The 15,590-nt window shown below is 71.1% G+C and carries 14 protein-coding genes; 11 read left to right on the forward strand and 3 right to left on the reverse strand.

Annotated elements, in window-relative coordinates; translation table 11 throughout:
- Positions 1-804: 804 nt before the first annotated feature.
- Positions 805-1,758, forward strand: coding sequence for a TauD/TfdA dioxygenase family protein (locus tag ACYVOO_RS31375; protein WP_461019102.1), 954 nt, complete (start codon positions 805-807; stop codon positions 1,756-1,758).
- A gap of 74 nt (positions 1,759-1,832) precedes the next feature.
- On the opposite strand, the gene ACYVOO_RS31380 is transcribed toward ACYVOO_RS31375, so the two are convergent.
- Positions 1,833-3,713, reverse strand: a complete 1,881-nt coding sequence (locus tag ACYVOO_RS31380) for an AMP-dependent synthetase/ligase (protein WP_461019103.1) — start codon at positions 3,711-3,713, stop codon at positions 1,833-1,835.
- Between the two features lie 122 nt (positions 3,714-3,835).
- Here ACYVOO_RS31380 and ACYVOO_RS31385 point away from each other — a divergent pair, with 122 nt between their 5' ends.
- The 9 genes from ACYVOO_RS31385 to ACYVOO_RS31425 all read left to right on the forward strand — a co-directional run bounded on the left by ACYVOO_RS31385 (position 3,836) and on the right by ACYVOO_RS31425 (position 9,635).
- Entirely contained in the window at positions 3,836-4,972 is a 1,137-nt protein-coding gene (locus ACYVOO_RS31385; RefSeq protein ID WP_461019104.1) for an AraC family transcriptional regulator, read from the forward strand.
- Positions 4,973-5,054: 82 nt separating this feature from the next.
- A complete protein-coding gene (locus ACYVOO_RS31390; protein WP_461019105.1) occupies positions 5,055-6,311 on the forward strand; it encodes a lipase family protein in 1,257 nt (418 codons plus the stop codon).
- A gap of 107 nt (positions 6,312-6,418) precedes the next feature.
- Complete coding sequence (locus tag ACYVOO_RS31395) at positions 6,419-6,745, forward strand: hypothetical protein (RefSeq protein WP_461019106.1); 327 nt, start codon at positions 6,419-6,421, stop codon at positions 6,743-6,745.
- Positions 6,745-6,996 (forward strand): type II toxin-antitoxin system RelE family toxin, encoded by a 252-nt coding sequence (locus ACYVOO_RS31400; protein ID WP_461019107.1) that lies wholly within the window; start codon positions 6,745-6,747, stop codon positions 6,994-6,996. Before ACYVOO_RS31395 ends, ACYVOO_RS31400 begins: the two co-directional genes overlap by 1 nt.
- Before the next feature lie 157 nt (positions 6,997-7,153).
- Positions 7,154-7,414 carry a hypothetical protein gene (locus ACYVOO_RS31405; protein ID WP_461019115.1) on the forward strand — a complete coding sequence of 87 codons (261 nt, stop codon included), beginning with the start codon at positions 7,154-7,156 and terminating at the stop codon, positions 7,412-7,414.
- Positions 7,415-7,454: 40 nt separating this feature from the next.
- Positions 7,455-7,895: a DUF6879 family protein gene (locus ACYVOO_RS31410; RefSeq protein WP_461019108.1), complete on the forward strand. Its 441-nt coding sequence runs from the start codon at positions 7,455-7,457 to the stop codon at positions 7,893-7,895.
- 25 nt (positions 7,896-7,920) lie between these two features.
- Positions 7,921-8,772 carry a helix-turn-helix domain-containing protein gene (locus ACYVOO_RS31415; RefSeq protein WP_461019109.1) on the forward strand — a complete coding sequence of 284 codons (852 nt, stop codon included), beginning with the start codon at positions 7,921-7,923 and terminating at the stop codon, positions 8,770-8,772.
- 219 nt (positions 8,773-8,991) lie between these two features.
- On the forward strand, positions 8,992-9,300 hold the full coding sequence (locus tag ACYVOO_RS31420; RefSeq protein WP_461019110.1) for a hypothetical protein: 309 nt from the start codon (positions 8,992-8,994) through the stop codon (positions 9,298-9,300).
- Entirely contained in the window at positions 9,297-9,635 is a 339-nt protein-coding gene (locus ACYVOO_RS31425; RefSeq protein ID WP_461019111.1) for a hypothetical protein, read from the forward strand. Before ACYVOO_RS31420 ends, ACYVOO_RS31425 begins: the two co-directional genes overlap by 4 nt.
- A gap of 688 nt (positions 9,636-10,323) precedes the next feature.
- On the opposite strand, the gene ACYVOO_RS31430 is transcribed toward ACYVOO_RS31425, so the two are convergent.
- Together ACYVOO_RS31430 and ACYVOO_RS31435 are read right to left on the reverse strand one after the other, a co-directional pair.
- On the reverse strand, positions 10,324-12,192 hold the full coding sequence (locus ACYVOO_RS31430) for an AMP-dependent synthetase/ligase (RefSeq protein ID WP_461019112.1): 1,869 nt from the start codon (positions 12,190-12,192) through the stop codon (positions 10,324-10,326).
- 405 nt (positions 12,193-12,597) lie between these two features.
- Positions 12,598-13,899, reverse strand: coding sequence for an acetyl-CoA C-acetyltransferase (locus tag ACYVOO_RS31435; RefSeq protein ID WP_461019113.1), 1,302 nt, complete (start codon positions 13,897-13,899; stop codon positions 12,598-12,600).
- A 71-nt stretch (positions 13,900-13,970) separates the two neighbouring features.
- Here ACYVOO_RS31435 and ACYVOO_RS31440 point away from each other — a divergent pair, with 71 nt between their 5' ends.
- The gene (locus tag ACYVOO_RS31440) at positions 13,971-15,314 is read left to right on the forward strand and encodes a 3-oxoacyl-ACP reductase (protein WP_461019114.1); all 1,344 of its coding nucleotides are present in this window, start codon (positions 13,971-13,973) and stop codon (positions 15,312-15,314) included.
- The last annotated feature ends 276 nt before the right edge of the window (positions 15,315-15,590 follow it).

Consider the following 15,590-nt stretch of genomic DNA (forward strand, 5'->3'; position numbering starts at 1 on the left):
GGGTGTCCGGTGCCGGGGTGGGGTGTCTCCTCGGCGTGAAGGTCTCGTTGTCGGCTTTAGGCCGGTGACTTTCTCGACCTGCGGGGACACCCCACCCCGTCCCCGTCCCGCCGGTGGCCCGCTGCCCGGCTCCGGGTCGGCTGACGCCCACACCCCAGCGCGGGACCTACGGTCCCCACTCCACCGGGCCGATTGGAGCGGACCGGAAGCTGGCCACCGGGTGGGAGGGGACGTGGTGGGGTGTCCCCGCAAGTGGTGGCGACGAGTATGTACAGACAGCCGAAAAGCCGACGCAGGCAGCCGAAAAACCGACCCGCACTTGTCGCCGCCCGAGGAGACACCCCGGCACGGCACCGACCCCCACCACACACCAACCCCACAACCACCAGCCGAAACCAAGAACCACGCGGCGCAAGCCGCAACGCACCGCAACCACACGCCGCGCCGAAGCCACCGGCCCGCACCCGAAAAACGCCGCACCCCGTGAAGCCGCACAAAAATCAGCGCGGGACCCTACGGTGCCCACCACACCGGCCAACCGTCCCGCGCAACACCCCCGTGAAGCGGGAACCACATCGTCGGGTTGACGGCCGACAGAGGGCGATCCCACAATGGCGAAATGATCCCGCACACCGCCACCGCCTTCGGACGCCTCAGCGTGCCGTGGCGGCGTGGGTGTGAGCGATCCGGTCGATAGCTGCGGACGCGGAAATTCCCGCGGCGCGTCCCGCGTACGGCCCAGCCGTACGCGACTCGCGTGCCCACCTTCCCGTAGCCACTACTCCCGTATCGCCGGAGGATCACATGACCATCGCCACACCCACGCCCGCGTCCGAGAACCCCGCGCCCACCCTGCGTGAGGCCCGCGTGCCCGAGGGCGGCATGTTCGAGGGGCGGCGCGTGCTGCGTCGCGTGCCCGAGGACTGGACCGAGCGCCCCTACGAGCACATCACCGTCGTCCCGCAGGGCCGCGTCATCGGCGCCGAGATCCGCGACGTCGACCTGACCGGACCGCTGGCCCCCGCCGTCTTCGAAGAGCTGAACCGCGCCTTCCTGGAGTGGAAGGTGCTGTTCTTCCGGGGCGCCGATCTCACCCCCGAGCAGCAGGCCGCCTTCGCCAAGCAGTGGGGCCCGCTGGAGACCAATCCGCTGCTGGCGCGCGGTTCCTCCGACGAGGTCGCCCGCTTCGACAAGGGCAGCAGCGCCGTCCCGACGTTCGAGAACGTCTGGCACGTCGACGTCACGTTCCGCGAGCGCCCCGCCATGGGCGCGGTGCTCCAGCTCCGCGAGGTCCCGCCGGTGGGCGGCGACACCATGTGGGCCGACATGGCCGCCGCGTACGACAACCTGCCCGACGAGGTGAAGGCGCGGATCGACGGCGCGACCGCCGTGCACGACTTCATCCCCGGCTTCCGGCGCTTCTACGGCGACGAGAAGCTGATACCGCTCCAGGACGAGTTCCCGCCCGTCGAGCACCCCGTCGTGCGCACCCACCCGGAGACGGGCCGCAAGCTGCTCTTCGTCAACACGTCCTTCACCACGCACATCGTGGGCATGGACCGCGAGGAGAGCGACCGGCTGCTGGCGTATCTGGTGCGGCAGGCGCACACGCCGGAGTTCCAGGTCAGGTTCTCCTGGCGGCAGGGCGACATCGCCTTCTGGGACAACCGCGCCACGCAGCACTACGCCGTCGACGACTACTTCCCGCACCGCCGCCTCGCCGAGCGCGTCGCCATCGCGGGCGACCGCCCCTTCTGATCCCTGAACCCTGAGCGCACCGACGCCCCGTGGGACACGGTTTCCGTGCCTCACGGGGCGCCCCCTTTCCCGGTCTACGGCGCCGTCTCGGCAGCCTCACCGGAGGGCCGCCCCGCCGCGTACAGCTCCTCGATCCGCGCCGCGTAACGGTCCACCACCCGCGCCCTGCGCACCTTCAGCGTGGGCGTCAGGCTGCCTTCCTCGATGCTGAAGTCCTCGTCCAGGATGGCGAAGGAGCGGATGCGGGCCGGGCGTGCGACCTGCGCGTTCGCGTGCTCGACCGCCTCCTCCACGCGGGCCCGCACCTCGGCGGGTTCCATGCCCTCCGTCGTCTCCGGGTCGACGGTGATGAGCGCGACGGGGTACGGACGCTTGTCGCCGATCATCACGGCTCGGGAGACGAAGCGGGACTGCTGGATGGCCAGCTCGACCTGTGAGGGTGTGAGGTTCTTGCCCGCCGAGGTGATGATCAGCTCCTTCTTGCGCCCCGTGATGCGCAGATAGCCGTCCTCGTCGAGTTCTCCCAGGTCACCGGTGTGCAGCCAGCCGTCGGCGTCCAGGGTCTCGGCCGTGGCGGCCTCGTTCGCGTGGTAGCCGGGGAAGACCATGGGCCCCCGCGCCAGCACCTCGCCGTCCTCCGCGATGCGGACCTCGCAGCCCGGTATCGGCCTGCCGACGGTGCCGTAGCGGACCGCGTCCTTGTGGTTGAGGGAGATGACGCCGCCCGACTCGGTCATCCCGTACCCCTCGAAGACGCCGATGCCGCAGGCGCGCAGGAAGTCCAGCACGTGCGGCGCGATGGGCGCCGCGCCCGTCAGCGCCCAGCGCAGGCGGCCCCCGAGCACGCCGCGTACGAGCGAGAAGAGCTGCGCGTCGGCCGCCTCGTACCGCTCCAGCAGTTCGCCCGTCGGCTCCTCGCCGCGCGCCCGCAGATCGGCGACCTCGACGCCCGTGCGCACGGCGGCCTCGAACCGCTCCTTGCCGTCCGGGCCGCGCGCCTCGGCGAGGGACTCCACCATCGAGTAGATCTTCTCGAAGAGCCGTGGCACGGACGGCAGATGGGTGGGCTGGACCTCGGCCAGTTCGCTGACGACGTTCTCGATCTTCCCGCCGAAGTACGCGATCTCGCTGCCCGCGAGGACCGCGCGCCACTCGATGAGCTGGGCGAGGAGGTGGGCGAGCGGGAGGTAGAGGTAGGTGAGGGTGCCGGGGCCGCTTTCGGTGAGCTGGTCGGTGCTGTCGTGCAGCGCGGTGATGTTGCCGTGCGTGAGCTTGCAGCCCTTGGGCATGCCGGTGGTGCCCGAGGTGTAGACGATGGAGCAGACGTCGTCGGGGCCGACGCTCTCGGCGCGCTTGAGCAGGTCCTCCTGGGAGCAGGGCGTGGGCAGTTCCGCCATCGCGGACATCAGGACGACGTGGCGCAGCGCCGGCAGCCCGCCACCACCCTCCGGTCCCGCTCCCGGTCTCGCGTCCCGGAGCCGGGCGATCTTCGCCGCCTGCGCCTCGTTCTCGCAGATGACGACGGAGGCGCCCGAGTCGCCCAGCACCCAGGTGACCTCCTCGTCCCCGGCCGTCGGGTAGACGGGCACGACGACCGCGCCGGTGGCGAAGGCCGCGAGGTGCGCGTACGTCCACTCGGGGCGGGTCTCGGAGAGGATGGCGACGCGGTCGCCGTGTGCCACGCCCAGTCCTCCGACGAGGCCGCGTGCCACCTGGCGTACGTGTTCGCGCAGTTCGGTGAAGGTGACCGAGGTCCACGCGCGCTCCCCGTCGCCCCCGTCGCCCCCGCTGCCGTCGTCACCGGAGCGGTAGCGGAGTGCGGGCAGCGAGCCGTGGTGTTCACCGGCCCACTCCGCCATGAGCGCCAGGGTGGCGGGACGGGTCGGACGCCCGGTCCCAGGGGCTGACGAGGCGGACGGGGCGGGCTGCTCGGACCGATCGGACCGTTCGGACATGCGGCGCCTCCTCGGGTCGTGCGGCGACGCTAGACGACGTTAGGCAGCCCGTCTTCGTACCGGGATGACAGGAAGCGTCAGCGGGACTGACCTCTCCGCTCAACGCGGTTACCGTGCGCCGTGTGAGCAGTCACAGCGTGCACAGCGCGCACAGCGGGGCAACGATCACCGTGCACCGCGTCCGCGCCGCCCTGCGCGGCGCCGAGCGGCTCGCCCTCGACACCGCGCCCCTGCTCCAGCGCGCCGGTATCTCCCCGCTGCTGCTGCACGACGACGGCGCGCGGGTGACACCGTCCCAGTTCGCGCGGCTGGTGCGGGTGCTGTACACGGCCACCGAGGACGAGTTCCTGGGCCTCGCCCCGCGCCCCAGCAGGCTCGGCACCTTCGCGATGATGTGCTACGCCTCCATCGGCTGTGCAGAGCTGGGCGGCGCGCTGCGCCGGGGCGTGCGCTTCTACGGGCTCTTCCCGCAGGGCCCCGACCTGGACGTGGAGACCGTGGACGGCACCGTGCGCTACACGGTCCACAACCACTTCCCCGACGACCCAGACCACTTCCTCTCCGAGTGCCTCGTCGTCATCTGGCACCGGCTCTCCAGTTGGCTCGTCGGCCGCCGCATACCGCTGCTGTGGACGGAGTTCGCCTACGAGCCGCCCGCGCACCACGCGGAGTACGAGGCGATGTTCGGCTGCCTGCCCCGCTTCGGCGCCCCCGTGACACGTGCGGCGATCGACGCGCGGTGGCTGCGGGCGCCCGTCGTGCAGGACGAGGCGTCGCTCGAGGTACTGCTGCGACGCTCGCCCACCGACCTCCTCAGCCGCCGCACCTGGGACACGACGGTGGCCGAGCAGGTGCGGCACGCGCTGGTACGGGCGCTGCGCGAGGGCGTGCGGCTGCCGGAGCTGGGCACGGTCGCGGCGCGGCTCGCCGTCAGCCCGGCCACTCTGCGGCGCCGGCTGCGCGCCGAGGGCACGTCGTTCCAGTCGCTGAAGGACGCGGTACGGCGCGACATCGCGCTGGCCTCCCTCGCCTCGGGGCACGAGCCGATAGCGCAACTCGCCCTGCGGCTCGGCTTCTCGGAGGACACGGCGTTCCACCGCGCCTTCCGCCGCTGGACGGGCACGACGCCGGGCGCGTTCCGCCATGAGGGGCCCGCGACGGCGACGTTCGGGTGGGAAACGGGCCGCATGGGTGACTGGCCGGAGCGCGCGGGCACGATGCCCGAAATTGAGCGGTTCCGTCATACCGGCCTCTGCTGACGCGTCAGTACGGTCCGCTCACCGGGACCAGCCCTCCGCACAGTCCGCACAGTCCGCACAGTCCGCACAGGGGGAGAGCCGCATGCAGTCGTCGTTCCACGGCACGTTCCGCGTAGCGGGCGCCCGTCCGCGCCCTCGTAACCGTCGGCTGGGCGCGGTAACCGTCGCCGTGGCGCTCTCGGCCCTGACGCTCACGGGCAGCGCCTCGCCGAGCGGTGGCGACGCGTCCGGCACCCACGGCGCCCACGCCCGCACCGGCCACCCCGGCCACCCCGGCCGCCTGGTCAGCGCGGAGCCGACCGCGTTCCGTCTCGCGCCCGGCGTGGACACCCTCACCAGCGCGTGGAAGGTCCACTACCGCTCCACCTCCGCCGACGGCAGACCCCACACCGTCTCGGGCACGGTCGTCGTCCCCGACGACGGCCGCACCGGGACCCGGCCCCTGCTCACGTACGCGGTCGGCACCGTCGGCATGGGCGACCAGTGCGCGCCCTCGGCCACCTTCCCGCAGGGCCGCACAGCCGAGGCGCTGCTCATCAACGGGGCGCTCGCGCGCGGCTGGGCCGTGGCCGTCACCGACTACGAGGGCCTGGGCACCCCCGGCACCCACACCTACACCGTCGGCCGCGCCGAGGGCACCGCCGTCCTCGACGCGGCCCGCGCGGCGCAGCGCCTCCCCCAGGCGCGGAAGGCGGGCGTCACGGGGAAGTCGCCCGTCGGCATCATGGGCTACTCGCAGGGCGGCCAGGCCAGCGCCTGGGCGGCCGAACTGCACCGCTCCTACGCACCGGAGCTGAACGTCAAGGGCACCGCCTCGGGCGGTGTGCCCGCCGACCTGGCGAAGGTCGCCGAGTACAACGACGGCGACGCCGACGCGGGCCTCGTCCTCATGTCGGCGATCGGCCACGACGCGGCCTACCCGAGGCTGCGCCTGGACCGGTACCTCAACGCGGAGGGCAAGCGGCTCGCCGCCTACATGAAGGACCACTGCGTCGCCGAGAACACCGCTGCGGGCAAGGGCAAGACGGTGGACGACGTCACCGTCAGCGACCCCATGGACCGGCGCGACTGGCAGCGCGCCATAGACCGGAGCCGCCTGGGCACCAAGACCACCGGCGCACCGGTGTTCCTGTACCACGGGAGCGCCGACGAGGTCATCCCGTACCGCGTGGGCCAGAACCTGCGCGCCGCCTGGTGCGCCCGGGGCGTCCCCGTCGAATGGCACGCCTACCCCCTCCTCAACCACGTGGCCGCCGCCATCACCGGCTCGGACCCCGCGATGACGTGGCTCGGACACCGCTTCAGGGGGGAGGCGACGGCGGGCAACTGCGGGGGGTGAACATGAGCGATGCGATTCGCGCCCGCGCGGCGGTGACCAAGGCGGGTGTGCGGGCGTTGCGGCTACGGTAAGCAGCGCCGAAGCACAAACCCGCGGAAAGGGACGGCATGGGCATTGAGGGAGTACACCAGGAGGGACCCTACGAACGGGTCATCAGCGCGCAGGGCGCGGCCCAGCAGCTCCCCGAGCTTCTCGCACGGGTCAGGGACCAGCGCGAGGACTATCTGATCACGGACGAGGAGGGCAAGACCCTGGGGATGCTCGTGAACGCGCAGGAGTTCGAGGAACTGGGCGAATTCCTGTCACTGGCCCGCAACGCGTACGGCCGCCTGCACGGGGAAACGCCCGTGGCGCACGCCGAGTTCGCCCAGGAGATGGGGTTGGAACCGGCCGACACCGACAGCATGCGGCAGCGGCCGGGGAGCACTCCCTGATGGGGAACCAGGTGCAGTGGGAGACGTCCGCCCGCTCTTCCTTCGCCCGCTTCCGCGCACAGGGCCCGGAGGGGACCACCGCTCTCTTCGGCGTGATCAGTGACCTGCCGAACAACCCCCGGCCCAGAGGCGCCCAGCCGTACGGCCCGGACCGGATGCGCATCCACGTCGCCCAATACCGGGTCATCTACCGAATCAATGACGGTCCGCCAGTAATCATCTCCGTCGAGCACATCGGCCGCAGCCGCTGACCGAGGACCGGCTCCCGGATCGCCACAGCGCCCGAGCCCTGTCGTCTCCGGGCGGATTCCAGGGGGCGCGTTCGTCATGGCGGGCGCTCTTGACGCCGCAACGCATGCCCACAAGCGTGATGCGGCATCGTGCAACACCTTCTCGCGGGAGATCATCGTGACCCTGAAATTCCTGGGGATCTATCCGAACACTCCGAACACGGACTCACCCACCGTGTGGCTTGATGAGGACACTGGCGATCTGGTCATCCAGTCGTGGAAAGCGGACACGGCCACCTTGCAGGAGTGCCAGGAGGTGGGCTCGATCCCTGGGCACTCAACGGAGGTGCCTGGCCATGAGGCGGTGATCCGGCTCCCCAAGGTGATGCGGCAGTTCCTGCCCAGCGATGACAAGGATGACAGTGACGACCTTTCCTGACCGCCTCCGCGCCACCCGCCGGACCGCCTTCCATCTTGAGATGCGCGACAGCTATACCCCGAACGACCCGACCTACCTGAGCTGGAAGCGCGATGAGCCGATCGACGCGATGGAGGTCTACCGGCCGTGGCTCGACCTGGTGCGCGACGCCGTCGGCCGTGGAGTCGCTGTGCGTCGGGCCCGCATAGTCTCCGAGCCGGTCTCCGACTACATCCGGTTCGAGCACTCTGTGACCCCCATGAATCTCGCAGCGGGAGAAGAGGTGCGCTGGCTCACTCGCCGCCGTGCCTCGAACATCGCCTTGCCCGGCAACGACTTCTGGATCCTGGACAACGAACTGGTGCGCTTCGGCCACTTCTCCGGTGAAGGGGACGTCCTCGGAGAGGAGTGGACAGAGGACCCAGCGGTGGTCAAGCTGTGCGCGTCAGCGTTCGACGCGGTGTGGGCACGGGCCGTCCCGCACCAGGAGTACAAGATCTGAGCTTCGCGCATCGGATCACCAGCCCATGACCGCGTCACCGTCATCCAGCGCCCAGGCCGCGCGAGAAGCCCTCGCTGCCCGACTACGGGACCTGCGCGTGGACGCTGAGTTGACGGTCCGCGAGTTGGCCTCCCGAGCAGGCTGGAGCCACTCGAAGGTCTCGCGAATCGAAAACGCACGGACCGCTCCGTCACCGGACGACATCCGGGCCTGGGCCCGCGTGTGCGGTGCGGAGGACCAGGTGGCCGACCTCACCGAGGCTCTGCACGCGGTAGAAGGCATGTGGATCGAGTGGCGCCGTATGGAACGGACCGGGCTGAAGAAGGCGCAGGAATCCGTCCGGCCGCTCTACGAGCGCACTCGCGCATTCCGCGCCTACGACTCGTGGCTCGTGCCTGGGCTGTTGCAGACCAGGGGGTACACCACCGCAGTCCTGCACGCCACGCGCCGTCGACGCGGGCTGGTCGACGATGTGGACGCCGCCGTGGCCGAGCGCATGGACCGTCAGCACGTTCTCTACGAGGGGCGCCATACCTTCGCGTTTGTTATTGAAGAGGCTGTGTTGCGCGCGGGGATCGGCGGTCGTGAGGTGATGCGGGAGCAGTTGCGGCACCTGCTGATGGTCGGGTTCTTGCCCAGCGTCAGTCTCGGCATTGTCCCGATGCAGCCGGATCGCAGTGCCATGCGGCCTGTTGAGGGGTTCTGGATCTTTGACCGTGCGCAAGTCGCGGTCGAACTGGTCTCGGGGTACCTGACCGTCACGCAGCCGCGCGAGATCGAGATGTACGCCCAGGTGTTCAACGAGCTGGGCGCCCTGGCGGTGCACGGGGAGGGAGCACGGGGCCTCGTTCACGAGGCGATCTCCGCCCTCGGGTGAATCCGTGCACCAACGTGCACCTTGATAGCTCTCTGCTTCCGGCGGTCCATACGGTCAGTGACTACCCGGTCCCTGCCGACACCCGGGGTGCACATGCTTGCCCACTCACCAGTCTCTTCTTCGCCCTGGTCTCCGCCTTCCGGGGTTGCCGCCGAGATACTGCCCGCCGGGGTCCACTGGGATGCGGTCGACATCCCCGTGTATTTGGGTGACCGCGTCTTGGCCCGACTCGGCCGTGAATCGGGTGCGGTGATCCGGGACCCGTACGGGCACCGGCTGACGTGGCTGGTGCCGCCCGGCACGACGAATGGGTGGGTCGTTCCCGAGATCACGTGCGTGCAACTGCTCAGCGCAACGCAGCACTTGACCATCCCGCCCGGGTGGTGCACGCGGTCGGCCTTCGCGCACTGGGTGCGGGGGTGGGCTGAGTACGGGCTGACGGATGCGCGGTTGCTGTACGTGGTGCTGGACGCGGTGATCCGTGTCGAGCACGGGCCCCGCGATGGTGCGAGCGGGGCCGGGCGGTGAACGTGCGCCTCTCGTCCGTCGCCGAGTGCTGCGTCCGTTGTCGTCAGTGGCCGGGCACGGTGGAGATCTATGTCGCGTCCGGGGACGGGGCGGGTCCGCGTGCTGTTCCGGTGCGGATCTGCGAGGAGTGTGCACGACGGGCCGCCGAGTGCTGTTTCCGCTGCCGCCAGGCGCCCGGCACACAGGTTGTCCTCGACCTGTACTCCGGTGACGAGCGGGGTGCGAGCCCGCAGACACGTACGCGCACCGTCCCCGTGAAGGTCTGCGACGGCTGTGCGAAGACGATCGCCGCCGAGGACGAGGCCCGCGCCGCGAGCACGGAGACAGGCCGGTGAGCGCGCCGCGCGAGTGTGCGGTCGAGGACGACCGCCACGTGGGCCCCGTCATGCGCTACCTGCCCACAGCGCGCTACCCCTGGCACGAGCCGGTGTGGCTGTGCCCCTGGCACGGCGCCTACCTCCGCCGACCGGAGCGAGTCGGGGCTTGGCCTTGCACCGCTCCTGGTGACTGGTGCGAGGGACCGGAGCCTTGCGCTTGATCGGCGGCCATCCGATTTGTCATCCCGGCATTCTGCGAAACGACCGACTGGCCAGGCTCCGAAGGATAGTTCCGAACATATGCCGCGTGCGCCTCGACTGCGGTGTTGTAGGCGACCTGGGCTCGGGGCTTGGACCGTAGATCAGCTGCCGTCTGTATATTTGCACGCTGAAACTCTTGGACCGCATTGCGGTAGTAGCCTGTGACCAGCTGAGCTTGCCGCTCGCGTTCACTCACCTCGTTGATCGCCGTCGGCGTGGCCATTTGCTCCTGAAGTTGCCTCTTAACGGCAGTTACACTATCCCGCTCGAAGCGGGCCCCTTCGTAGGACTCCTGCACCTTTTGCATAGGGGTCTGCCGCGTCGCTGAAGGACCATGAGAGGGCATCGATGTCTGCACCTTTCCCTTTCGTTCTGGACTGCCAGGCAACAACGGACCCGCTCCGTGAACGGTTCAATGAACCTGACGAACCGTCACATCGGACCGTCACCCCGGGTACAAGCCCTCGATCTCCCTCGCGAAGTCCCGGATGATCGCCGAGCGCCGCAGCTTCAGCGACGGTGTCAGGTGGCCACGGGCCTCGGTGAAGTCGCCAGGGAGGATGACGAAGCGGCGGATGGACTCGGCGCGTGAGACGAGGGTGTTGGCCTCGTCGACGGCCTGTTGGATGTTGCGGCGCAGGTCCTCGTCCTCCGTCAGGTCGGCCATGCCCAGGTGCCGTTTCTTGTGCATCTGCTGCCAGTGCGCGAGTCCTTCGGGCTCCAGGGTGATCAGCGCGGTGATGTAGGGGCGGTTGTCGCCGATGACCAGGCACTGGCTGACCAGGGGGTGTGCGCGCAGCCAGTCCTCCAGGGGTGCCGGGTAGAGGTTCTTGCCGCCCGAGGTGATGATGAGGTCCTTCTTGCGGCCCGTGATCGTCAGATAGCCGTCCTCGTCGAGCGCGCCGATGTCGCCCGTCGCGAACCAGCCGTCGGCCGTCGTGCCCGGTACCGCCGTTCTGGTGCGCGCGTCCCAGTACCCGGCGAAGAGCTGGCCGCCGCGCAGCAGTACCTCGCCGTCGTCCGCGATCCGCACGGCCGCGCCCGGCATCGGCCAGCCGACCGTGCCCAGGCGGGGCCGCTGGGGCGGGGTGGTCGTGGACGCTGCCGTGGTCTCGGTGAGGCCGTAGCCCTCGAAGACGGACATGCCCGCGCCCTCGTAGAACGCGGCGAGGCGGCGGCCCAGTGGGGAGCCGCCGCAGATGACGTAGCGGCAGCGTCCGCCGAGCGCGGCCCTGATGCGGCGGTAGATGAGCACGTCGTACAGGCCCCGCCCAGCGCGCAGCCAGGATCCTGGTCCCTTGCCGCGCCCGTGTTCCTGCGCCTCGACGGCCTTTCCGTACCGCCGCGCGATCCGCGCGCCCCGGTCGAAGGAGGAGCCGCGGCCCATCTTCTCCGCGGTGGCGCGGGCGGTGTTGTAGATCTTCTCCAGCACGTACGGGATGCCGAGCAGGAACGTGGGCTGGAAGCCCGCGAAGTCGGCGAGCAGGTCCTCGGTCTTGATGCTGGGCGCGTGTGCCATCCGCACCCGCGCGCGCATGCAGCCGACGTGCGCCATCCGCCCGAAGACGTGCGAGAGCGGCAGGTACAGCAGCGTGGACGGCGGCTCCTCGCTGACGTGCTTGAAGACGGGGTGGAGGAGTTCGATGGCGTTGTCGACCTCGGCGAAGAAGTTGCCGTGGGTCAGCACGCAGCCCTTGGGGCGGCCCGTGGTGCCGGACGTGTAGATGATGGTGGCGATATGACGCGGCGTCACCTGCGCCCGTCGCTCGTCGACGGCGGACGGCGGCACGTCGCGCCCCTCGGCCACGATGCGGTTCACGGCTCCGGTGTCCATCTGCCAGAGCAGTTCCAGCGACGGGAGGTTGCCGCGCTCGGCGCTGAGCAGCCGCGTCTGCTCGACGTTCTCGACGACGCACGCGCGCACGTCCGCGTCCTGGAGGATGAAGCGGGCCTGCGTGGCGGAGGAGGTCGGGTACACCGGCACCGTGATGAGCCCCGCTGCCCAGGCGGCGAAGTCGAAGAGCGTCCACTCGTACGTCGTACGCGCCATGATCGCCAGCCGGTCACCGGCCCGCAGCCCGTGCGCGATCAGCCCCTGCGCCAGTGCCCGCACCTGCGCCTCGAACTCGCGGGCCGTCACGTCGCGCCAGCGCCCGTCGGGCTCCTTGCGGCTGAGGACGGGCGCGGTGGGGTCCTCGACGGCGTTGGTGAAGGGGATGTCGCCGAGTGAGCCCGTCGTGACGGCGGGGACGAGCGGCGGTACGGAGACCTCCCGCACCGCCCCGTCCTCGGTCACCGCCGTGGGCTCGACCACTGGGGGGAAGTTCGCCTCGGCCCGCCGGGGCACCCTGACCCCCGGCGTCCCCCGGACACTCCGGCCGCCCTGCCCGCTCTGCCCGTCCCGCTGGCCCTGCTCGCCCACGCGCTCCCCGTCAGCTCCGGCGTCCCCCCGGCCCCCCTGGCCCCCCGGACCCCCCTGCGCTACCCGCTCCCCCCGCACTGCACGGTCCCCCTGACCTCCGCGGCCCTCGTGGCCTTCGCGGCCTTCTCGGCCTTCTCGGCCTTCTCGGCCTTCTCGGCCTTCGCGATCTTCGTGGCTTACCTGGTGGTGGGACGACACGAGCGGCTCCTCTCCATGACGTACCTCGGTGCTCGGCTGCGTGCGCTCCGCTCCGGGCTCCCGGACACGTCCTGCCCAGGGCCCGCCGCGACGACGCCGTCAGGCCTTCTCCAGAATCGCGGTCACCCCCTGGCCGCCCGCGGCGCAGATGGAGATCAGCCCGCGCGCGCCCGGCTTCGCGCCCTCGCGTTCGGCGAGCAGCTTCGCGAGCGTCGCGACGATACGGGCGCCCGTCGCGGCGAAGGGGTGCCCGGTGGCGAGCGACGAGCCCGCGACGTTGAGGCGGTCGCGGTCGACGGGGTCCTCGCCCTGCTTCTCCCAGGACGCGAGCGTGGCCAGCACCTGGGAGGCGAACGCCTCGTGGATCTCGAACAGCTCGAAGTCGCTCATCTCCAGGCCGCTGCGCTCCAGCATCCGGGGCACGGTGTGCGCGGGCGCCATCAGCAGCCCGTCCTCGGCCGGTCCGCCGGTCACGAAGTCGACGGCGCCCGTCTCGTAGGCGGACAGATAGGCGAGCGGCTTCAGACCGCGCTCCCTCGTCCACTCCTCGCTCGCGAGCAGCACGGTCGCGGCACCGTCCGTCAGCGGGGTGGAGTTGCCCGCCGTCATCGTCGCGTCCGCAGGCCGGTCCTTGCCGAAGACGGGCTTCAGCTCGCCGAGCTTCGCCACCGACGTGCCGGGGCGCAGATTCTGGTCCCTGGCCAGCCCGTTGAAGGGGATCACCAGGTCGTGCAGGAAGCCGCTGTCGTAGGCGGTGGCGAGGTTGCGGTGGCTGGCGGCGGCCAGCTCGTCCTGCTCCTGGCGCGTGATGCCCCACTCCCTGGCGGTGCGCGCGGCGTGCTCGCCCATGGACAGGCCGGTGCGGGGTTCGGCGTTGCGGGGGATGTCGGGCACGAGGTGGCGCGGGCGTATCCGGGCGATCTCGCGGGCGCGCTCCTTGAACGTCTTCGCCCTGCGCGCCGCCAGCAGCACGCGCCGCAGCTCGTCGTTGAGGCCGAGCGGCGCGTCGCTCGCGGTGTCGGCGCCGCCCGCGACGCCGGACTCGATCTGACCGAGGGCGATCTTGTTGGCGACGGCGATCACGGCCTGGAGCCCGGTGCCGCACGCCTGCTGGATGTCGTAGGCGGGCGTGCGCGCGTCCAGCCGCGAGCCGAGCACCGTCTCGCGGGCCAGGTTGAAGTCGCGGCTGTGCTTGAGCACGGCGCCCGCGACGAACTCGCCGACGGCCCGCTCGCCCTGGAGGTCGTAGCGCTCGACGAGCCCGTCGAGCGCGGCGGTGAGCATGTCCTGGTTCGAGCAGGTCGCGTAGGGACCGTCAGCGCGCGCGAAGGGGATGCGGCTGCCGCCGACGACGGCTACACGGCGCGGGACCTTGGGACTTACCAGGCTGGTGGAACTCATCCTCGCCAGACTCCTGACCTGAAAGTAACCTTACTCGGAAGTAAATTTACGCGAGCCTGAGGAGTTGGGGAATGGCCGACCGTTACCTTCGCTGGACCAACACAGGGCCCGGCCGGTTCCTCTCCCGCCGACTCGGCCTCCCCCAGCCCACACCGCTCCACCGGTGGTCGGCGGAGAGGCCCGTGCTGGAGGGGGGCCCACTGCTGCACCTGACGGCCGCGCACTCGGCGTGCGGGACGGAGGAGCTGGCAACGGCGCTCGGCGGCAGCGGACTTGAGGTCCGCCGCGAAGCCGATCCCAAGACGCGCTGTGCCGCCGTCGTGCTCGACGCTACGGGGGTGCGCGCGGTTGCGGAACTCCGGGGGGTGTACGAGGGGCTGCACCCTGTCATGCGCTCGCTCGCCACCTGCGCCCGCATCATCGTGCTCGGCGCCGTACCGGACCCGCAGGACCACCACCAGGCGGCGGCGCAGCAGGCGCTGGAGGGCTTCGTCCGCTCGCTGGGCAAGGAGGCGGGCGGGGGCCGCACGGCGCAGCTCGTCCGGCTCGCGCCCGGCGCCACCGCGCGCTCCGCCGAGTCGACGCTGCGCTTCCTGCTCTCGCCCAAGTCGGCTTACGTCAGCGGCCAGGTCATCGAGATCCGCGACGCCGAACCCGTCGAAGGCCCGGACTGGACCCGGCCCCTCGCGGGACGCACCGCACTGGTGACGGGCTCGGCGCGCGGCATCGGCGAGTCCGTCGCGGCGACGCTGGCGCGCGACGGCGCGAAGGTGGTGTGCCTCGACGTGCCGCAGGCCGAGGATGACCTGGCGCGGGTCGCCGAGCGGCTGCGGGGGGAGGCGCTGCCCCTGGACATCACCGCCGACGACGCGGCCGAGCGGATCGCCGAGGCGCTGGGCGGCGAACCGCTCGACGTCCTCGTCCACAACGCGGGCATCACGCGCGACCGCAAGCTCGCCAACATGGGCGCCGACCGCTGGGACTCCGTCCTGGAGGTCAACCTCGACAGCGTGCTGCGCACCACCGACCGCCTCCTGAAGGCGGGCGCGCTGCGCGAGGGCACGGGGCGCGTGGTGGCGACGGCGTCCATCGCGGGCATCGCGGGCAACGTCGGCCAGACCAACTACGCGGCCAGTAAGGCGGGCATCGTCGGCCTCGTGCGGGCGCTGGCGCCGAGGGCGGCGGAAGAGTACGGGGTCACGGTGAACGCCGTCGCGCCCGGCTTCATCGAGACGAAGATGACGGCCGCCGTCCCGCTCTTCATCCGCGAGGCGGGCCGCCGCATGAACTCCCACTCCCAGGGCGGCCTCCCCATCGACGTCGCGGAAACCACGGCCTGGTTCGCGAGCCCCTTCTCGGGGGGCGTCAACGGCCAGGTGGTCCGGGTGTGCGGCCAGAGCCTCCTGGGCGCGTAGCGCCCGGTGGAACGGGCGGACTGGGCGACGGCTGCCCCTTCGCCCCCGCGAGGGGCGGGGGCAGGGGTGGATGCCGTCCGCCCTTGTTCCGCCGCGACGGCGGGACGCACGGCGGCCGGGGGCGCTGGGCGATGGGACCCAGCCCGCTCCGGAACGCGGGCGCACCCGGCGACGGGACGCACGGCGGCGAGGAGCACAGGCCCACCCGGCGACGAGGCGCACAGCGGCCAGGAACACAGGCCCACCCGGCGACGAGGCGCACAGCGGCCAGGAACA

Source organism: Streptomyces daliensis (assembly GCF_054782395.1).